Annotated in this window: 14 protein-coding genes; 8 read left to right on the plus strand and 6 right to left on the minus strand. The window is 49.7% G+C overall.

What is annotated here, in order from left to right:
• Positions 1 to 9: 9 nt before the first annotated feature.
• The 6 genes from uvrA to BMY16_RS09150 form a co-directional block, all read right to left on the minus strand.
• Positions 10 to 2,838, minus strand: coding sequence for an excinuclease ABC subunit UvrA (uvrA, locus tag BMY16_RS09125; RefSeq protein ID WP_091841830.1), 2,829 nt, complete (start codon positions 2,836 to 2,838; stop codon positions 10 to 12).
• A 112-nt stretch (positions 2,839 to 2,950) separates the two neighbouring features.
• Positions 2,951 to 4,390 carry a tagaturonate reductase gene (locus BMY16_RS09130; RefSeq protein WP_091841832.1) on the minus strand — a complete coding sequence of 480 codons (1,440 nt, stop codon included), beginning with the start codon at positions 4,388 to 4,390 and terminating at the stop codon, positions 2,951 to 2,953.
• Positions 4,391 to 4,520: 130 nt separating this feature from the next.
• The gene (locus tag BMY16_RS09135; RefSeq protein ID WP_091841834.1) at positions 4,521 to 6,533 is read right to left on the minus strand and encodes a M13 family metallopeptidase; all 2,013 of its coding nucleotides are present in this window, start codon (positions 6,531 to 6,533) and stop codon (positions 4,521 to 4,523) included.
• Between the two features lie 743 nt (positions 6,534 to 7,276).
• Positions 7,277 to 8,863: a mannitol dehydrogenase family protein gene (locus BMY16_RS09140; protein ID WP_091841997.1), complete on the minus strand. Its 1,587-nt coding sequence runs from the start codon at positions 8,861 to 8,863 to the stop codon at positions 7,277 to 7,279.
• 80 nt (positions 8,864 to 8,943) lie between these two features.
• On the minus strand, positions 8,944 to 10,197 hold the full coding sequence (gene uxuA, locus BMY16_RS09145) for a mannonate dehydratase (RefSeq protein WP_091841835.1): 1,254 nt from the start codon (positions 10,195 to 10,197) through the stop codon (positions 8,944 to 8,946).
• Positions 10,198 to 10,284: 87 nt separating this feature from the next.
• A complete protein-coding gene (locus BMY16_RS09150; protein WP_091841837.1) occupies positions 10,285 to 11,703 on the minus strand; it encodes a glycoside hydrolase family 10-like protein in 1,419 nt (472 codons plus the stop codon).
• A gap of 146 nt (positions 11,704 to 11,849) precedes the next feature.
• Here BMY16_RS09150 and BMY16_RS09155 point away from each other — a divergent pair, with 146 nt between their 5' ends.
• From BMY16_RS09155 to BMY16_RS09190, 8 genes are all read left to right on the plus strand, one after another.
• Complete coding sequence (locus BMY16_RS09155; RefSeq protein ID WP_091841839.1) at positions 11,850 to 13,316, plus strand: carbon starvation CstA family protein; 1,467 nt, start codon at positions 11,850 to 11,852, stop codon at positions 13,314 to 13,316.
• Positions 13,317 to 13,318: 2 nt separating this feature from the next.
• Positions 13,319 to 13,819 carry an outer membrane beta-barrel protein gene (locus BMY16_RS09160; protein WP_091841840.1) on the plus strand — a complete coding sequence of 167 codons (501 nt, stop codon included), beginning with the start codon at positions 13,319 to 13,321 and terminating at the stop codon, positions 13,817 to 13,819.
• Positions 13,820 to 13,831: 12 nt separating this feature from the next.
• On the plus strand, positions 13,832 to 14,683 hold the full coding sequence (nadC, locus tag BMY16_RS09165) for a carboxylating nicotinate-nucleotide diphosphorylase (protein WP_091841842.1): 852 nt from the start codon (positions 13,832 to 13,834) through the stop codon (positions 14,681 to 14,683).
• Positions 14,684 to 14,722: 39 nt separating this feature from the next.
• Positions 14,723 to 16,453 carry a C69 family dipeptidase gene (locus tag BMY16_RS09170; RefSeq protein ID WP_091841844.1) on the plus strand — a complete coding sequence of 577 codons (1,731 nt, stop codon included), beginning with the start codon at positions 14,723 to 14,725 and terminating at the stop codon, positions 16,451 to 16,453.
• 113 nt (positions 16,454 to 16,566) lie between these two features.
• A complete protein-coding gene (locus BMY16_RS09175; RefSeq protein WP_091841845.1) occupies positions 16,567 to 18,150 on the plus strand; it encodes an ATP-binding protein in 1,584 nt (527 codons plus the stop codon).
• Positions 18,151 to 18,159: 9 nt separating this feature from the next.
• Positions 18,160 to 19,554, plus strand: coding sequence for an SLC13 family permease (locus tag BMY16_RS09180; RefSeq protein ID WP_091841847.1), 1,395 nt, complete (start codon positions 18,160 to 18,162; stop codon positions 19,552 to 19,554).
• Positions 19,555 to 19,570: 16 nt separating this feature from the next.
• Positions 19,571 to 20,548, plus strand: coding sequence for a 6-phosphofructokinase (gene pfkA, locus BMY16_RS09185; protein WP_091841849.1), 978 nt, complete (start codon positions 19,571 to 19,573; stop codon positions 20,546 to 20,548).
• A 4-nt stretch (positions 20,549 to 20,552) separates the two neighbouring features.
• Positions 20,553 to 21,653, plus strand: coding sequence for an AAA family ATPase (locus tag BMY16_RS09190; RefSeq protein WP_091841850.1), 1,101 nt, complete (start codon positions 20,553 to 20,555; stop codon positions 21,651 to 21,653).
• Positions 21,654 to 21,727 lie beyond the last annotated feature (74 nt).

Raw genomic sequence — 21,727 nt, forward strand, 5'->3', positions numbered from 1 at the left:
CTGTAAATACTAAATTCTCAACTTTTCCCTGAGGTATTTCCCTGTGAGGCTCGCCTCGCAGGAGGCTACTTCCTCGGGCGTGCCCGCTACGACGAGGGCGCCGCCTTTATCACCACCGTCAGGGCCCAGGTCTATCACGTGGTCGGCAGTTTTGATGATCTCCATGTTATGTTCAATCACGAGGATGCTGTGGCCACGCGCTATCAGGGCCTCGAAGGCCTTGAGCAAACGGCTGATGTCGTGGAAGTGCAGACCTGTGGTAGGCTCGTCGAAGATGAAGAGCGTGGGCTCCTGCTTCTCCTGTCCGATGAAATAGGCCAGTTTTACGCGCTGGTTCTCACCACCCGAGAGGGTCGAGGAGTTCTGTCCCAGTTTGATATAACCCAGTCCCACATCCTCGAGCGTCTTCAGCCGCTTCACAATGATCTCAGTCAATTGTCTTGTCTCCTTGTCTGCCTGACTTCCTGACTCCCCGAAGAAGGCTATGGCTTCAGAGATGGTCATATTCAGAACATCGTCGATGTTCTTGCCCTCATACCTCACGTCGAGGATGTCGTGCTTGAAACGATGACCATGGCAAGCCTCGCACTCCAGCACGATGTCGGCCATGAACTGCATCTCTACGGTAATCACGCCCGCACCCTTACACTCCTCACAGCGACCTCCTTCGGTGTTGAACGAGAAATACTGGGGTGAGAAGCCCATCTGCTTGGCCAGAGACTGCTCGGCAAAGAGGTCGCGAATGGCATCGTAGGCCTTCACATAGGTGGCAGGATTCGAACGAGTGCTCTTGCCAATGGGGTTCTGGTCTACGAACTCCACGTGCTTCACTGCATCCACATCGCCCTCTAAGCCCAAGAACTCTCCCGGGGCATCGAAGACATCACCCAGACGACGTTTCAGGGCAGGGTAGAGGATACCCTTGATAAGACTTGACTTCCCGGAGCCAGAGACACCTGTCACTACCGTCATCACGTTCAGAGGTATCTGCACGTCGATGCCCCTGAGGTTGTTCATACGGGCACCCTTGATGTCGATATGGCGGTTCCAGGGCCTGCGGGATGTTGGTACAGGAATCTCCTCCTCGTGTAGCAGGTACTTCACCGTATAGCTCTTCGGATATTTCTTCAGCGACGCTTTGACAATGTCCTTTGCGTCTCCGTCAAAGACAATCTCTCCTCCCAAGCGCCCTGCATCGGGTCCGATATCTATCAGGTGGTCAGCAGCACGCATGATCTCCTCGTCGTGCTCCACCACCACCACTGTATTTCCCAGCGACTGCAGTTCTTTCAGCACATGGATCAATCGGTCGGTGTCTCGTGAATGCAGACCAATCGAAGGCTCGTCGAGGATATACAGCGAACCTACGAGCGAGCTACCCAGCGAGGTACAGAGGTTGATGCGCTGGCTCTCACCACCTGAGAGCGTATTCGAAAGACGATTGAGCGTGAGATAACCCAGTCCCACATCCAAGAGGAACTGCAGGCGACTGGTGATCTCTTTCAGCAAACGCTTGCCCACCTCGGCATCGTGGGGCTCCAGCTCCAGACGGTCGAACCACTCCTTCAGTCTCACGACGGGCATCTGTACCAGGTCACTGATGCTTCTGCCTCCAATCTTCACGTAATCGGCTTCAGGCTTCAGGCGCGTACCATGACACTTCGGACATGTGGTCTTGCCCCTGTAGCGGGCCAGCATCACGCGGTATTGTATCTTGTACTGATTCTCCTTCACCATCTCGAAGAACTGGTCGATACAGGGCTTTTCCTTCTTGCCCTTATCCGAGGGCAGTCCGTGCCACAGCCAGTCCTTCTGCCTCTGCGTCAGGTTCATGTAGGGCTCGAAGATGGGGAAGTCATCGTTAGCGGCATTCCTGCAGAACCAGTTTTTCCATTCTCCCATCTTCTCTCCGTGCCAGCACACCACGCAACCGTCATAGACGCTCAGCGTCGTGTTGGGGATCACCAGCTTCTCGTCAATACCCATAATCTTTCCAAAGCCCTGACACTCAGGACAGGCTCCTGCTGGCGAGTTAAACGAGAACATCTGGTCTGAAGGTTCCTCAAAGGTCATGCCGTCGGCCTCGAACTTCATCGAGAAATCGTAGAAGATGGTAGGCGGGAACAGCAGGCGCAGCTCACCGTGCCCCTCAAAGAAGGCTGTCTCTGCAGAGTCCACCAGACGGGCAATCACATCCTTCGAATCATCCACGCTCAAGCGGTCGATAACGAGGAATATCTCCTCATGCTCGTCCACGCCTGCTGCCAGATAATCGTCGATGCGCTGGAAGTCGCCACGAACGTAGATTCTAGCATAGCCCTCCAATTGATAGGTCTTCAATTGTTGCTCCATCGTGCGCCCCTCTTGTGGATGGATGGGCGACATGACGACGAAGCGCGTACCCTTCGAGTACTCCAGCGTCTTTTGAACCACGTCCTCCGTAGAATGTTTCTTCACTTCCTCACCGCTTACGGGCGAGTATGTGCGCCCTATGCGCGCGTAAAGCAAACGGAGATACTCGTATATCTCCGTCGAGGTGCCCACCGTACTGCGTGGATTCCTCGATATCACCTTCTGTTCGATGGCGATGGCTGGCGGTATGCCTCGGATAAAGTCACACTCAGGTTTGTTCATCCTTCCAAGGAATTGTCGGGCATAGCTCGACAACGACTCTACATAACGCCGTTGGCCCTCGGCATACAAAGTGTCGAAGGCCAAAGATGATTTGCCGGAGCCACTGACTCCGGCAATCACTACGAATTGGTTTCGGGGTATCTTGATATCAACATTCTTCAGATTATTGACCCTCGCCCCCTTAATCTCTATTGCGTCGCTCAATCTTCAATTTTGATGTTTCACATCGAGTTCGCTCACGTTCGACATAGCTCAAGCAAGCTTAGCTCTGTTCTCACTTAATCGCGACCTTCAATTTTCAATTTTCAATTTTCAATCAAAGAATAGACTTTACTGCTTCCAGCATACCTACGCTCTGGATGAGGTCGAGATCCTGCTTCACCATAGCGGCCAGTCCAGGAATCTTGTTCAGGTCCTCGCCCCAGATAGCCTCGGCACCCAGCACACCTACAGTTACAATCTGAGTGTCGCCGGTAGCCCACAGCTGCTTCAGCAGATCCATGATCTTCGGATCGTCGTTGGGCACGATCTCCACGCCGTCCTCGCGCTTACCACCCTTATAATAGGTGATGATGGCAGCCAGACCGAATACCAAGCCCTTAGGCAGCTCGCCCTTGCGCTCCAGATAGGTCTTCACGCCAGGCAGGTCGCGCGCCTGGAACTTCGGGAATGAGTTGAGCATGATGCTCGTCACCTGGTGGTCTACGTATGGGTTGTCGAAGCGCTCCAGCACGTCACCTGCAAACTTCTCCAGCTCAGCCATAGGCAGGTCGAGGGTCTGCATCAGCTCGTCGAACTGTACCTTATGGATATACTCCTTGATCACTTCATGATTGCAGGCGTCGCGCACGATATTCACGCCACTCAGGAAAGCCACAGGCGAGAGTACGGTGTGCGGGCCATTCAGCAGTGTCACCTTACGCTTGTGGTAGGGCTCCTCAGAAGGCACGAACAAGACGTGCAATCCAGCCTTGTCAGCAGGGAACTCCTTAGCCACTTCCTTCGGAGCCTCAATCACCCAGAGATGGAAGGTCTCTGCCTGAACCACGAGGTTGTCGCGGTAGGAGATCTTCTCCTGAATCTCGGCAATCTCCTTGCGGGGGAAGCCCGGTACGATACGGTCTACGAGGGTAGCGTAAACGCCACAAGCCTCCTCAAACCACTTCCTGAAGTCGGCACCCAGGTTCCAGAGGTCGATATACTTATAGATGCACTCCTTCAGCACATGGCCGTTGAGGAAGATCAGCTCACAAGGGAAGATGATCAGACCCTTTGTGGGGTCGCCGTTGAATGTCTGATAACGACGATACAGCAACTGCACCAGCTTACCGGGATAGCTGCTGGCAGGGGCATCCTCGAACTTACAGTTGGGATCGAAGGCGATACCGGCCTCCGTGGTGTTGGAGATCACGAAGCGGATCTCGGGCTGGTCAGCCAGAGCCATGAAGGCGGCATTCTGAGTATAGGGGTTCAGCGCACGGCTGATCACGTCGATTCTCTCAAGTGTGTTTACAGGCTTACCGTTCTCACGACCCTGCAGGTTCACGTGGTACAGACAGTCCTGGGCGTTCAGCCAGTCAACCATACCTTTTTCAATAGGCTGCACAACGACTACCGAGCCGTTGAAGTCAGTCTTCTGGTCCATGTTCCAGATAATCCAATCTACAAATGCACGGAGGAAGTTACCTTCACCGAACTGAATCACCTTTTCAGGCATCACGCTCTTAGGAGCAAATTGTTTGTTTAGTGGTTTCATTTTTAAATATGTTTTAAATTAATCAATCTTCAATTGAGTTAAGCGACTGCAAAGATAGCAATAATTCTCGACACTTCCAAATCTTTTTCAACATATAAATGAAAAATCCACGAAAACCTTTGCGCAAGGGCTACCATATCGTCACACGGTCGGCGGGATCCAGGTAAAGCACACCGTTGGTCACATTGAACAGCTCGTACCATTCGTCCATCATGCGGAGAATGCCGTCCACACGGTTGCGGTTTGAAGAGTGAGTGTCGTTAAGCAACAAGTCCTTCAGGTCTTCCACGTTCGCATCTTCCTGCCAGACAAGGGCATAGTGAAGGAAGAATTCACGCAACTGGTAATCGATAACATCTTGCTGGTAACCTGCAGCTTCCATATTCATGCGATACAATTCGAAGGCGATTCTCACACCGCCCAGGTCGGCCATATTCTCGTCGAGTGTTTGCTCTCCATTGGCATGTACGCCATCATACTGCCACAACTCGTTGAAGCGCTCTTTCATAAGATCCTGAAGAGCCTCGAACATGGATTTGTCGTTGGGAGTCCACCAGTTATTAATCGACCCTTGATAATCGTATTGAGATCCGCTGGCATCAAATCCGTGGCTCATCTCATGACCGAAGACGGTTGCTGTAGCATAGCGCATGTACTCATCGTCAGTCGGGAACAGGGTGCTGCTGATGAAGGCAGGCAGGATAAATAGCTGATTCAGACTGGGCATATAGTAGGCATTGAAGACACCGATGGTGGAATCCAGAAGGAAGTAGTCCCAGCCGAGGGTAGTGTTTTCATTTCCTACCAGACTCTTACTTACATCCTCACGCTGCTTATACAACTGCAGCACATCCTGCATAAGCGTCGTTCCTGTAAGCGTCAACGATTCACCGGGCCTTGTGCTAGGTACGCCAATGTTAAAGATCATTCCCGCCAGTTTATTGCGAGCCGCAGTTTTTGTAGCATCGCTCATCCATTCGAGATTGGCTATGCGCATGTCCATCACCTGTCGCATCTGCTCCATCATATATGAACAGCCTTCGACGTCGCCCTTGCCTTTCAACTCATCATAATGAACGCGATTTATAATCTGAGGAGCCGCAGTCGACAGTTTCGTGTAAAGATTGTTCTTTAAGTTGAATTTCGGGTCATTAGGATTGGGTATGATGGGTTCAAGCTCCGCTATGACTTTGTAGCAAATGAAATAAGCCAGTGTCTTCGCATTCTGACTGAGAATTAGGTTGACGATTCCTACTGCTTTCGGGTCTACTGAGGCGGAAGTCACATCGAACGCAACGTAGACATCTGCTGCTGTCGGGGCATCGCTACGTGTGCGTGAGCGTAAATTGGATACCTTCAGCGGAGCTACGGGCATGGCGTGCTGCCTTTCTCGCAAGTCGCTGGAATACTGAGGGCTGTTGGCATTTTGCAATTGTATTTCAATGTTGAATATGGCATTGATGATGTCGTCACTAATAACTTCTGTTGCAGGATTGGGCTGCAACAATTGTAGAATTTCCTTAATCCAGGCTTTAGCTGACGCTTCACCGGATGTTTTGTATTTGTTCATCATATCTTTGCAGGGTTCCGCAGCAGCCAACACTTTGACGAATTTGCCTTCATTGGTACCCACGTTGCGTTTCAGCAATGGACTGAAACCTGCATTCTGAAGTTTGCCAAGAATTGTCAGAATTTGTCCTGTTGTCAGCGCGCCTAAGTCAGTGTCCTTGATTCCAGCCCCATCACTGATGCCATTATCCTTAAGGAAATTCAGCACATCGGCCAACGCCTGCGCCTCGGTATAGCTGTCGTTGACATATTGCGTGAGATGACTTACCACGCCGTCTGTACTGCTGTAGAAAGCATTGAAGAGTTCTTCATTCTGACTGTTGGCTAAGTTATCTGCCAAGCCTTCGTCATTATTATCATGGTTAGCGAGCCAGTTTCCGAGGGCAAAGTCGTAGAACGAGTCGCCAGGATTCACGGAAAAATCCATCAGCATGTAGTTCTTATAGTTGTAGAAGGGCTCGTTATTCGATACAGGAGTAGGTTTCTCCCAATGGCCGAGGATATCTTCACATGATGTTAGAAATAAACTGCTGGAAAGTAAAGCAATACTCCAGGAAATAGATTTGATTTTCATATTTGAATTAATAGCTTGTTATATTATAATCGGTGCAAATGTATACAATATTTCTCAAACAACCAAATCTTTCCTATATAAATTTTAGTAAATCATGTTTGTTTCGAAAAATCATCCCTGGATTCTCCTGATAGGTTCGCTCCTTGCCATCGGAAGTCAACATTATTTACCAACATCTGGGGCACCCGTAAAGTGCCCTGAATTCAAGCCTTTCAGCACGCTCGGACTTTACTCGGAGTAAACCTCCACTTTATGACGGGTAAACCCGGACTTTACTCGGAGTAAACCTCCACTTTATGACGGGTAAACCCGGACTTTACTCGGAGTAAAGTGTGACTTTACCCCGCACCCTAAAATATTCAAATAATCATTTATTCAATTATGACAAGAATATTTCTAACCCTCAGAATATCCTACTATTAAAATTATATATATTATAATATATATAATTTATATATACTTATTATTATTTTTTCCTCTTCTTCCTAAAAAACCTTTATGTGATAAATGAATAAATGAATAATTGAATAAACTTGTCATGGGCGGAGAAGGGGGTATAAAACAAAAAGGAGCTCCGCTGAGCTCCAAACCTTTGTTAACCTTAAATCTAATACTATGAAAAACACGATGCAAAGGTACAACATGTTTTTGAAACCACCAAATATTCCATGCGTTTCTTAACCTTTTTTAATCATCAATAAAAAAAGAACCCCAGCCATGTGACGGCTGGGGATTCTTTTTTGTTAGCGGGCCTGAACGTATTTGTGGAGCGTGGCGCGGACGGCACCAGGGGCTGCGTAGAGCTCCTTGACCATGCCCTCGATCTGCTCTCCGAGACCTGCCTCGTAGAGATCGAGGCCAAACACATCCTTGCGACTGTAGAGCTTCTTCAGACAGCTCCAGTCCTGGTCGGGCTTGCCAATCTCCAGCGGAGCGACGATGGCCTGCAACTCAGCCAGCATGGGGTCGGGCGATGGCTCGAAGGGACGGCAGTTGTCGTCGAGACCCTTCAGGTAACGGGCGTAACCTGCCAGCGTGAGGGGGATGAGGATGAGGTTCGACTTATCGAGTCCGCGGGCGATGTACTTCTTCAGTGTCTCACCGAAACGGATGGGCAGCTTCTGGCTGGTATCCATGGCGATACGCTGAGGTGCATCAGGCATGAACGGGTTGGGCAGACGGCGATTGATAACGGCGCCGATAAACTCGTAGGGGTTCAGCACGCCTGGATCAACGACTACAGGCATGGCCTCGATATAACCCAGCTTCTGAACGAACGGACGCAGGTCCTCATCGGCCATCTCGGCAGAGATGAGCGTGTAGCCCAGCATGCAGCCATAGATCGACATGGCGGTGTGGAGCGGGTTCAGACAGGTGGTAACCTTCATGGTCTCCACCTTATCCACAGTCTCGCGCGTGGTGTAGAAGGCGCCACCTAGATCGAGTGGGGGACGACCGTTGGTATAGTTGTCCTCGATGACGAGATACTGCACCTCCTCTGCATTCACGAACGGAGCGGTGAAGGTGTGCTTCTCTGTTTCGATGTAGTCGTTGTCGTCGAAGCCGTCCTTAGCGAGCATCTCCTTGACTTTCTCATGGGGACGCGGGGTGATCTTGTCAATCATCGACCAAGGGAAGGTAATCTTGGTTTCGTCCTTCAAATAGTCGAGGAAGGCAGCGGGAACGAGTCCGTCCTTCACCCAGCGCTCGGCATAGGCGAAGACACCAGCCTTGACCTTGTCGCCATTGTGGGAGCAGTTGTCCATCGACTGTACGGTGAGGGGCAGCTGGCCGGCGTTGAAACGCTCGAGCAGCAGGGCGCAGACCTTACCCATGGCGAAGACGGGTTTCAGACCACGAGCCAAATCGGCTTCGTTGTAGGTGTAGCCCTTCTCGGTGATGGTGAATGAGATCATCTGCAATGAGGGGTTCTTGAAGATTTCCACCAGACGGTTCCAGTCGGGGAACTGAGGATCGGCCTTGAGGGCCTCGGTAACGCTGGCGATGACCTTCTTCTCGATAGAACCATCAGAGCAGAGGTTCACGCAGAGCGAGAGGTTGTTGTAAGGGGCGTAGGCCTTATCGATGACCTCGAAGTCGAAGGTCTCGGCTACGATCACACCGCGATCGTACTTACCCGTGTTGAGGGCGTCGTTAAGGATGGCGGCAGGGAAGGCGCGGAAGATGTTACCACCACCGAAGTGTACCCATGTGGGCTCTTTGGCGGTCTTTTCGCGCAGGGCCTTGATGTCGAATTTGGGGAGTTGGTAGCCTTTGGCTTCCCACTCTGCGGCGTCGAAATTGCCGCTTATTATATCATTCAGTTTCATCATTTTCAAATCTTCAATTTTCAATTTTCAATTTTCAATCTTCAATTTTCAATCTTCAATTTTCAATCTTCAATTTTCAATTAATCAAAGAATCCTGGTTGTTTGTATTCTATTCCAAGTTCACGATCGACGGTGGCGAGGATGCCCTGTACCTGTCCGAGGGCGAACATTCTGCCCAGAAGGGTGTAGCCTGCATTGTGGCCGTGGCTCGACTCATCCATGATACCACCAGGCTCGTCGGTGAAGGTCATACCATGGTCTACGCGCATCGGCAGAGCGGGATTTTCCTTCTCGAAGATACGGCAGAGTTCGATGAGGTCGGCACGTCCGCCCAGATGGCTGGCCTCGGTGAAGTCGCCGTTGGGGAAGATGTGGCACGAACGCAGGTGAACGAAGTGGGTGCGAGAGGCGAATTTCTTGGCCAGATCGACCACGTTGTTGTAGGCACCAGCAGAAAGCGAGCCTGCACAGAAGGTAAGACCGTTGTGCTTGTTGGGTACAGCATCGAGGAACCACTGGATATCTTCCTCAGTACGGACGATGCGTGGCAGGCCGAGAATCTCGATAGGGGGATCGTCGGGATGGACGCACATGTTCATGCCGTACTCCTCGCAGGTGGGCATGATGGCTTCGAGGAAGTATTTCATGTTGGCACGCAACTGGGCCTTGTCGATGCCTTTATAGAGGTCGAGGAACTCACGGAACTTCTGGACGGGCGCCTCGTCGTTCTCGCTGAAGTTACCCGATACGAAGCCCTGGGTCTTGATGATGATGGTCTCAACCAACTGGTGATCCTTCTCAGGTGTCATGGTCTTGGCCAGTTCGTCGCATTCGGCAATGACACTGCGGCCCTGACCCCAACCCTCTGGGAACTGGAACTTTTCCCACTCCTCGCGAGCACCCGGGCGTTTGAGGATATAGATGTCGAAGTAAGCAAACTCGGCATAGTTGAAGTAGAGGTTGGTGGCTCCGTTGGGATTGTCGTGGAACAGGTCGGTACGGGCCCAGTCGAGCACAGGCATGAAGTTGTAGCAAATGCAGTGGATGCCCTCGGCAGAGAGGTTACGAAGCGACTCCTTATAGACCTCGATCTGATGGTCGCGATCAGGACCGCCGTATTTGATGGTTTCTACTACGGGAAGCGACTCAACGACGCTCCAGCGCATGCCGTAACTCTCGATGTACTCGCGCAGGTCGCGGATTTTCTCACGTGTCCATACCTGACCTAAGGGTACATCGTGGAGGGCTGTTACGATGCCCTCAACACCGATTTGTCTCAGTTGTGCAAGAGTAATCTTGTCTTTCTTGCCAAACCATCTCCAAGTTCTTTCCATATTACTAATTTATTGATTTGTTATAATGATGTGCAAAAGTAGTCATTTTGCTGCAAAGAAGGTTGTATTTTCCGCTCAAAAGTTTGTCTATTTGTACTTTTTTAGCGAATGACCCATGATTAGCTGACGGAAATCGATGGGTTTGGTGCGTTTGACACCCATCCCGGCACTCATGACGGGTGCGCTCTCGTTGCCATAACGATCGGTGGCGGTGACAGCATAATGGAGGCTGCGACCTTTGTTGGGGATGGTGACAGACTGCTGGCGACAACGCGCTATCACGAGGTTACGGGCATCGCTGACATCGACGGGCCACTGTTCGGAGGCATATATATTATATAATAGGTAGTCGGCTCCAGAGCGGTCGCGAGCAGTAGACCATGAGAGCTGGTCGAAGGACATGCCACGATGCACGTTAAGATTGGCTGCAGGCAAGGGCGCAGGCTTTTGGGCCCACGTCATAGGCGGAATGAGGGCGGGGTAGAGGTTAAAGTCTTGCGTGAAGGTATAGATACCTTTCGTGTTGTCTGTAAAGAACTTAGAACGGAAGAAAGTGCATCCAAGTCCGAGCTCTCGCAGGACGCTCATCTCGCGGGTGACAGTCTCCAACGGCCAGTTCTTCTCACGCGGATGAAGCATATAGATGGCGAGACCAGGAGCCACGATACGGCCATAGCTGTGCTGACGCCAGTCGACGGCGAAAGGATAAAAGTGATTGCCTTGGAAATACATCATCGGGAAAAGGGCATCCATGAGTCCGTCGCGCAACCAGCCCTGGGCATCCTGACACACGGTGGTGTAGGCATTCCAGCCGGAGCTCTTGTAGCGGGCGAGGTCGTCGAACTTGCCGATGGGCGAGCAGGAGAGCATCACCCAGGGTTTGACAGCCTTGACGGCACGGTTGATCTTACGCACGATGTCGGTGATGTTGCGGCGACCCTGATCGCGACTGATCTTCAGCTTCCACGTCTCTGGGTAGCGGATATAGTCGAGGTGGATACCATCAACATCATAGCGGCGCGTGACCTCGGCACAGAAACGGGCCAAATAATCGCCCGTCTGCGACATCTCAGGGTTCATATACCCCTCATCGCCAATCTTACGGATGAGATTGGGATACTTCTGACGGATGAGCTTACAGCCATTGGTGTTCCATTTGCCCACAGGGATGGTGACAATCCAGGCATGACACTGCATGCCACGCTTATGGCACTCGTCGATGCAGAACTGCAGGGGATCGTAACCGGGCGACTGACCAGGGTTGCCTGTAAGGCAGATATCCCACGGTTCATCGGCATAGGGGAAGACGACAGAAGCCCTGACACGGGCCTGAAACATGACAGTGTTGATATTGGCCTGACACAGTTGGTCGAGAATGGCCGTGAGCTCCTGACGCTGTTGGTAAGCAGAATGGGAGCGGGGCCAGTCGATGCCTCCGATGGTGGTGAGCCATACGGCTCTGACTTCATGTTTGGGGGTCTGTGCTGAAGCGTTCAGCGACAGCATAAATAAAAGGAAAATGCGTATAATTGTCTTCAAAATGATGGTCTTTTAGAAAATTTTGGTGCAAAGATAATAAAAAATTGGTAATTGAGAATTGAAAATGGAATTAATTATGTAATTTTGCATCAAAAATATTAAAACCTTAAAAGATGATTTCATTTCTGCTGAGTCTTGTGGCTCTTGTATTGGGTTATCTGCTTTATGGACGTTTCGTAGAGAAAGTGTTCGGCCCTGATGACCGTGTGACACCTGCAGTGGCGAAGGCCGATGGTGTCGATTTCATTGTGCTTCCCTCGTGGAAAATTTTTATGATCCAGTTCCTGAATATCGCAGGTACGGGTCCTATCTTCGGTGCCATCATGGGTGCGAAGTTCGGTCCGGTGTCTTATCTGTGGATTGTCTTCGGCTGTATCTTTGCCGGAGCCATGCACGACTATTTCTCGGGTATGCTCTCGATGCGCCATGGCGGTGCTGGATTGCCAGAGATGATAGGTCAGTATCTGGGTAAGTCGACCAAGAGTCTGATGCTGGTATTTACCGTACTGCTGCTGATTATGGTGGGTACGGTGTTTGTATATTCTCCTGCTGTAATCCTGCATGAGCTGGGCGGCGAGACGATGATGTGGGTGGCTATCATCTTCTGTTACTATATCATCGCCACGATGCTGCCTATCGACAAGATTATAGGTAAGATCTATCCGTTGTTCGCTTTCTCGCTGTTGTTTATGGCAGGTGCGCTGATGGTGTGGCTGTTCCTGCACTGGCCGACGGTGCCTGAGATATGGACGAATTTCTATAATATGGGCGCTGCTGCAGAGCCTGAGACGTGGAAGGACAATATCTTCCCGGCACTCTTTATCACGATTGCCTGTGGTGCTATCTCTGGTTTCCACGGCACACAGAGTCCACTGATGTCGCGCTGCGTGGGCAGTGAGAAGATGGGACGCCCTGTATTCTACGGAGCGATGATCACTGAGGGTGTGGTGGCCCTGATCTGGGCAACGGTAGCGGCTTGGTTCTTCTATGGTGAGCCTGCTCCTGGCTATACGCTGATAGAGAAGGCAACGGCTGGATTCCATACCTCGGCACCTGCTGTGGTGAACCTCGTATGCAACGACTGGCTGGGTGTGGCAGGAGCCATACTGGCTATGCTTGGTGTGGTGGCAGCTCCGATTACTTCGGGTGATACCGCCTTCCGCTCTGGTCGTCTGATTGTGGCCGAGTGGCTGAAACTGGACCAGCGTCCTATCCCGAAACGATTGGTGATCTGTGTGCCCATGTTTGCAGCGTCTATCGCCATGTTGGTATGGCAGATAGAGAATCCCGATGGCTTCAACACCATCTGGCAGTATTTCGGCTGGAGCAACCAGACGCTCAGCGTGTTCACGCTGTGGGCTGTGACCGTTTATCTGGTACGTCAGAAGAAGTGCTTCTGGATCTCATTGATCCCTGCGCTCTTTATGACCACCGTTTGTACCACCTACCTCTTTATATCCAAGCAGGCATTCGGCTTGCCTGCCGAGGTGGCTTATCCGATGGGCATCGCCTGTCTTGTCATCGCTTGCATTTGGTTCGCACTTTGGTACAAAAAGGAAACTTCAAATAATACAAAATAATTATGAAAAAACTGATGATGGCAGCCATCGGCCTGATGATGGCAGTAAGTGCTAACGCACAGTATCTTAACGACTCTGATACACCTTTCGAACAGGGGAAGTTCTATGTAGGAGCTTCAGCCTCGAGTGCTTCGCTTTATTATAACAAATCAACAGACTTTTCTTTTGGTGTGAATGGTAAAGTGGGTTATATGATCATCGACAACCTGATGGGACTTGGTGTACTGGAATATAGCAATATTAGTAATGGTAGCTATGTTAACACGAAGCTTGGTGCTGGTGCCCGTTGGTATTTTGATAAGATAGGTATCTATGCTGGTGCTGTGGCAAAATATTACCATGAGAAAGGCTTCGACGATTTCATGCCGGAAGTTCAAGCAGGTTATGCTTTCTTTCTGGGACGTCATGTAACCGTGGAGCCTGAGGTTTACTATGAGCACAGTTTCAAGGATTCTGATAAATCAGGTTTCGGCCTTCGTATTGGATTTGGTATCTACTTTTAAAGGTAAAAGCTTATGCTGAGTGTTGATGAACTTGTTGACAGACTGATAGATCTGTCGTTTGCCGAGGATATCGGCGATGGCGACCATACCACCTTGTGTTGTATTCCCGACGATGCGATGGGAAAGAGTCATCTGCTGATTAAAGAGGATGGCATCTTGGCAGGTGTGGAGATTGCCAAGGAGGTGTTCCGTCGTTTCGACCCCACGATGCAGGTGGAGGTGCTGATGGGCGATGGTACACGAGTGAAGAAGGGCGACATAGCCATGATCGTGACAGGAAAGGTGCGCTCACTGTTGCAGACGGAGCGTCTGATGCTGAATATCATGCAGCGCATGAGCGGCATTGCTACGATGACTGATAAGTATGTGCAGCACCTGAAGGGAACGAAGACCCGCGTGCTCGACACCCGTAAGACCACTCCTGGTATGCGTATGCTCGAGAAGCAGGCCGTGAAGATTGGCGGTGGCTGTAACCACCGTATCGGACTCTTCGATATGATTTTGTTGAAGGATAACCATGTGGACTTCGCAGGAGGTATCGTGAATGCCATAGACCGTTGTCATGCCTATTTGAAGGAGAAGGGCCTCGACCTGAAGATTGAGATTGAGGTGCGTTCGTTTGATGAGTTGCAGCAGGTGCTGGACCACGGCGGTGTAGATCGAATCATGCTCGACAACTTCTCTGTGCCCGATACGAAAAAGGCAGTGGATATCATTGCCCATCGTTACGAGACGGAATCTTCTGGCGGCATCACTTTCGATACCATCCGCGACTATGCCGAGCAGGGTGTGGATTTTGTCAGCGTAGGTGCCTTGACGCACTCTGTGAAAGGTCTGGATATGTCGTTTAAGGCATGTGAGTAAATTGATAATTGATAATTGAAAATTGAAATATTAGAAATTATGAAAAGATTGTTTTTCTTATTGGCCATTGCTCTTCAATGTTCAATATTCAATATTCAATGGAGTCTAGCATGTACTAACTTTATTGTTGGTAAGAAGGCCAGCGTAGATGGTTCGGTGTTCGTGACTTACAATGCCGACTCCTATGGTGCCTTTATGCCCCTCTACCACTATCCTGCCGCCAAGCATCAGGCTGGGGATATGCGTCAGGTGTATGAGTGGGATACGAATAAGTACTTAGGTGAGATAGCCGAGGTTCCTGAGACCTATAATGTGATTGGCAACAGTAATGAATGGCAGGTGACCATCGGCGAGACCACCTTTGGAGGTCGTGAGGAGATGGCCGATTCTACAGGTGTCATCGACTATGGTTCACTGATCTATATTGCCCTGCAGCGAAGCAAGACAGCCCGTGAGGCCCTGCAGGTCATGACCTCGTTGGTGGCAGAATATGGCTACTATTCTGAGGGCGAGACTTTCTCAGTAGCAGATAAGGACGAGGCATGGATGCTGGAGATGATGGGCTGCGGCCCTGACCGCACAAAGGAGGCAGGACGCGCCGTCTGGGTGGCTATCCGTATTCCTGACGATGCCATTGCAGCCCACGCTAATCAGAGCCGTATCACGAAGTTTCTTGATGGACGGTATGTGCAGGTGAAGATGAAGGATCTGCAGAAGAAATATCCTGTCAACGGTAAAAAGCCTGTTCCTAACCTGATGGCGTGTAGCGACAATGTGGTGAGCTATGCCCGAAATATGGGATGGTTTGAGGGCAAGGATGCCGACTTCAGCTATAATGCCGCCTATGCTGAGCCCGACTTCTCTGGACGCCGTTATTGTGAGGCCCGTGTATGGAGTTTCTTCAACCGTTTCAGCGATGATTTCTCTGAGTATGTCCCTTATGCAGCTGGTATCGAGAAGGAAGCGAAGGAGATGCCGCTCTGGATTATCCCGAATAAGAAGCTGGGACTTCAGAATCTGCGTGATGCCATGCGCGACCACTATGAGGGAACACCCTTTGCACTCGACACGAACATCGGTGGTGGTATCTATGCGATGCCTTATCGTCCGTCGCCCCTGTCGTATAAGATTGACGATGTGGAATATTTCAATGAGCGTCCAATCTCGACACAACAGACAGCCTGGAGTTTTATCTCTCAGATGCGTGCAGAACTACCTCGTGAGGTGGGTGCCTGCTTCTGGTTTGGCAATGACGATGGAAACATGGTTGCCTATACGCCGATGTATAGTTGTATGACCCGTCGTCCGAAGTGCTTTACAGAAGAGGGTGTTGACGATGTCACCTTCTCGATGGACAACGCCTTCTGGGTGTGCAACTGGGTGAGCAACATGGTCTATCCCCGTTACTCTATGATGTTCCCCACACTACAGGCTGTTCGTGACTCGCTCGATGCTTCTTACTCCAAACTACAGCCTGAGATTGAGGCCAAGGCTATGGCTCTGCCTACAGCCGAAGAGCGCATTCAATTCCTGACAAACTACAGTTGTCAGAAGGGTGACGAGATGATTGCACGTTGGAAGCAGCTGGCCTTCTTCCTCATCGTGAAATACAATGACATTGCCGTGAAGCCTACGGATGAGAATGGCACATTCGAGCGCACGAAATATGGTCATGGTGCCAAGGTGAAGCGCCCAGGATTCCCAGAGCCTTATGCCAGGGATCTGCAGAAACAGACAGGTGATAAATATAAAGTTCCCGCCAAACAATAAAGACATCAATCCCCAGCCGTTTTGACTGGGGATTGATGTTTTTTAGAAAAAAGTTTGGTGATTTCGGGATTTCTTCGTAACTTTGTCGCCAAAGAGAGTGTCAACCTAAAATAATGAAGTTAAAAATAGTCTATATTGCCCTTTTGCTGTTTGCTTTTGTCATCGGGACAAGAGCTGACAATTTAGGCTATTCGAAAGAAAATCCCCTAATCTTTGGCATTGACATTGATTACGCTCCACTGCAATATCTTGACGAAAACAGTGTGCCCAAAGGTTATGACATAGATTTTACGAAGAAGTTGATGGATCGTCTCAATATTCCGTACACCTATGCCCCCAACAGCTGGCAGGAAATTGCTGGCGATGTGCTGAAGGGAAGGGTTGACCTTGCAATGATGGTATTCTCGCCTTATCGTAAGGACTCCACAAACTATTCGCGGGCGGTGTTCAGACTGTATTACCAGTTGCTGAGTCGTCAGGGAGAGAACAATGATATGGGACTTCGTAATATCAAAGGAAAGGATATTGCCATGATGGCTTCACGACCCATCAAAGACACACTGACCAAATCGGGTGCTAATGTATTTATTGTTACCGACTTGAAGCAGGCTGTGATAGATTTGTCGAAGGGTAAGTACGACGGTGTGATCTGCTTCAGATACCAAGCACGCTATATTTTGCAGCATAACGAGATAGGAAATCTGGAAACAGAGGACCTGACGTTGATGCCTAGGGAGTATTGTTACGTGAGTCATGACACGAAACTCATCGATGCCATTAATGTCGAATTGGGAATTATGGACGACGAAGGTGTCATCGAGGATACCTATGCCTCTGTCAAGACCAACCTCGATGGTTTGAGGATTCCTACGTGGGTCTGGTTCCTGTTGTTATGTGTTATCATCGTCGTGTTATTGTTGTTCCTATTCCTCCAACGTAAGGTTCAGAGTAAGCTAAGAGCAGAGATGCTCAGGGCTCAGAAGAGTGAGGAGAACGCCAAGAAGAGCGAGGAACTGAAAACCATCTTTCTGAGTAACGTGAGTCATGCCCTGCGTACACCGCTCAATGCCATCATTGGCTTCTCCGATGTGATGTTGGATGGTGAAACTGCCATCTCCAAAGAAGAGCAGAAGCACCTGTTGAAATTGATTAATGATAACGGTTTGCAACTGCTTCACCTTATCAACGAACTGCTCTCACTGAGTGATATCGAGGGTAAGAAGATGTTATTCGATCGTCAGGTGACAGATATCGACTATGAGATGAGCCAGTATGCAGCAGAGATTCGTCCACAATTGGCCAAGGGGGTCAGTTTAGTGGTAGAGGAACCAATAGGCGGCATACGTGCCCTGTTGGATCCGAAGCTGTTGCGCATGATAACTATGCACTTCCTGGAGAATGCATTACATCATACCACAGAAGGACGGATCACACTCAGCTACTACGTGAAGGAGGGCGGCTTCTATGTGGAGGTGAAGGATACTGGTAGCGGATTGCCCGAGGATCTTAAAGAAAATATCTTCGGCCTGCTCTCGGAAAAGAATACATATCTGCAAGATGAAACACCAGGACTGGGTCTGACCATCTGCAAGGCAATTGTAGAACGTTCTGGTGGCAAAATCGGTGCAGCGGATAATAAGAAGGACGGACATGGTACCATCATTTGGTTCTGGGTGCCGGTAGAAATAATTTTGTAAAATTTGACTATGACACTGATTATCGTGATATTACTCTTGTTGGGCTATGTGGTGATTGCCACCGGCCACACGACAGGTGTGAACAAGGCTGCCATTGCCGTCTTCATCGGTACGGTGGGGTGGGTGGTCTATATCTGTTATGGCACAGATTTCGTGATGGCGCGCCATGCTGATGAGTATATGGAATATTTAGGTGGGCAGCTGCCTTCGAGTGAGGCTGTCAAATACTATATATATAATAATGTATTCTTATACTATGTAGGACGGGCAGCGAGCATCGTGATGTTCCTCCTGGCCACGATGGGTATTGTAGAGATCTTGTATAACAACGGCTGCTTCGATTTCGTGACAAGATGGATCCGTACGCGTAACTCAAAACGACTATTATGGACCATTACTCTTGCTACGTTTGTACTCTCGGCTAACCTCGATAACCTCACTACGGCCACAATGATGCTCGTGGTGATGCATAGCATCGTACAGAACCGTCGTCAGCGCATGCTCATTGGAAGTGCTATCGTGATTGCTGCCAATGTGGGAGGTTGCTTTACTGTGATTGGCGATCCCATTGGACTGATTTTGTGGGGCGATGGTGCTGTGACGGCTACGAATTTCTCATCCTATCTGGCATTGCCGGCCATTCTGGCGTGGGTGATTCCAACGATCCTCATCAATCGCGAATTGCCGGAACGTTTGGATACCCAGTGGTCGCCTATGCCATATCGCGGTGATGATACCAACCTGAATTACTGGCAGCGTTTTGTGATGTTCGTTGTGGGCATTGGCGGCCTGTGGTTCATACCTACCTTCCATACTATTACGAAGCTGTCGCCTTTTTTGGGTGCACTCTGTGTGCTGAGTGTATTGTGGGTGGTCAATGAAATCTTTAACCGTAAACTGATGTCAGCAGACCAGATGTCGGAGAGACGTTTCATACCCCGTGCCCTGCAGTATGGTTCCATCCAGCAGATTCTGTTTGTGATGGGTATCATGCTAGCGATGGGTGTTGTAACGGAGACAGGTGTATGGGGAGATGTGGCAGAGTGGTTTGATGAGAATATCCACAGCGTTTGGGTCGTAGGCATCATCTCTGGTGTGATGAGTGGACTGGTGGATACCTTTACCATAGCCATCAGTAATCTCTCGCTCTACTCCGTAGTGGATAGTGCGCCAGCAGGAGACTATGCAGCCAATTTTGTGTCGAATGGTGCCTACTGGAAAATCATCGCTTATACGACTGCGGTGGGAGGCTGTCTGTTGAGCGTGAGTTCTGTGAGCGGTCTGGCCCTGATGAAAATGGAGCATATCCGTCTGGGGTGGTATCTGAAGAACCTAACGTTGAAGGTGATGGCAGGTGGACTGGCTGGTTTGGCTGTCTTGTGGCTTGAATTAAATTACATATAATTAAAAAGGAAGTATTATGGCTAAAATCAAGACTATTGGTATTCTTACCTCAGGAGGAGATGCACCAGGAATGAATGCAGCGATCCGTGCGGTGACGCGTGCAGGTATTTACAACGGTTTTAAAATCAAGGGAATCTATCGTGGCTACGAAGGTTTGATCCACGATGAAGTGAAGGAGTTTACCACTGAAAACGTAAGTGGTATTATCACTCGCGGTGGTACTATCCTAAAGACGGCCCGCTCGAAGGACTTTATGACACCAGAGGGTATGCAGAAGGCATACGAGACTATTCAGAAAGAGGAGATCGATGCACTGATAGTCATCGGTGGTAACGGTTCGCTGACGGGTGCGTGGAAGTTTGGCGTAGAGTATGACTTCCCCGTCATCGGTCTGCCTGGTACCATTGACAACGACCTCTATGGCACCGACGCCACCATCGGCTACGACACAACGATGAACACCATCATGGAGTGTGTAGACCGTATTCGTGATACAGCGAACTCTCACGAGCGTATCTTCTTTGTCGAGGTGATGGGACGTGACGCTGGTTTTTTGGCTCAGAACTGCGCTATCGCCTGTGGGGCGGAGGCTGCCATCGTACCTGAAGAGACCACTGATGTAGACCAGTTGGCACAGTTTATGGGTCGTGGTATTCGTAAGTCGAAAAAATCATGTATCGTCATTGTGTCGGAGAGTCCGAAATGTGGTGCCCTTTATTATGCCGACCGTGTAAAGAATGAGTTCCCAGAGTTTGATGTACGTGTATCAATCTTGGGTCACCTTCAGCGAGGTGGTACACCTTCAGCTCGCGACCGTATCCTCGCCTCTACGACTGGCGTGGGTGCCATCGAGGCCATCAAGCAGGGCCAACGTAACGTGATGGTGGGTGTGCGCTTTAACGAAGTAGTATACGTTCCTTTTAGCGAGTGTATCCGTACGGACAAACGTTTCGACAAGCGACTGATTAAAGTTCTCGATGAATTGAGTATCTGATTATATGCCAGACATCAAGAAGATCGTTTTGACGGGTGGACCATGCGCTGGTAAGACAACGGCCCTTGTAAAGATTATCGAATATTTCTCAGGTATGGGGTACAAAGTATTCACTATCCCTGAGGTTCCTACCCTTTATAGTACAGGTGGCTGGAACTATCTTACTCCAAACCGACAGCTCTATTACGAAGGTGAGCGCGCAATTCTGGAGACACAGCTGGCTCTTGAAGATCAGTTCAGTCGTCTTGCAGAGGTTTGTAAGAAACCTGTTCTGATTGTCTGTGATCGTGGAGCAATGGATATCTCTGCCTATATTAGGCCAGAAGAGTGGTTGGAAATTACGCAGATGGCCGGAACAGACTCTGACAGGCTTCGTCAGCGTTATGATGCGGTGCTCCATCTGGTGAGTGCTGCCGATGGTGCAGAACAATATTACACAACGGCGACAAATGCGACCCGCTATGAGAAGGCTGACGAGGAAGGTCTCCGTCTTGCACGTGAATTGGATAAAAAGGTTATCAATGCCTGGGCCGGGCATTCACATTTGCGCGTCATTAACAATCACGACGACTTTAATGCCAAGTTAAATCGTGTAATCAAGGAAATCAGCAATGTACTTGGCTTACCACAACCACTGGAGAAGGAACGTCTTTACAAGGTGGAGGTGATAGGGGAGATTCCTGGTGCTATCGAAAGTGATATCACTCAGACTTATCTGGTGGCAGAACCCGGTTGCGAGATCCGTCTGCGACGTCGGCAATGGAGTGGAGGAAAAATTGTCAATGTACACCGTTCAAAGAAACGTATCTCAGAGACAGAGGAGTTGGAGACTGAGCGTAAGGTTGATAATAATCTTTATGAGCAGATGCTCCAACAGGCTGATCCCTATCGTGCTACTATCAAGAAGAAACGTCAGAGTTTCATCTGGAAAGGGCAGCATTTCGAGATTGATACCTTCCTTGAGCCTGTCAGTGATCTGGTGATACTGCAATCAAAGGGGGTGGCCGAACAGGAGAGTGTGAAGTTTCCACCGTTTATAAAAGTTCTGGAAGATGTCACAGGCAATAGTCGATATTATAACTATAACATCGCATTGCGAAAATAGTTAGGACAGTTTTTTGTATAAAAAATCTAAATTTGTTTTTTTCTTTGGTAAATATTGACTATCTTTGCAATCGG

Source organism: Prevotella sp. ne3005 (genome assembly GCF_900110085.1).
Classification (GTDB): Bacteria; Bacteroidota; Bacteroidia; order Bacteroidales; family Bacteroidaceae; genus Prevotella.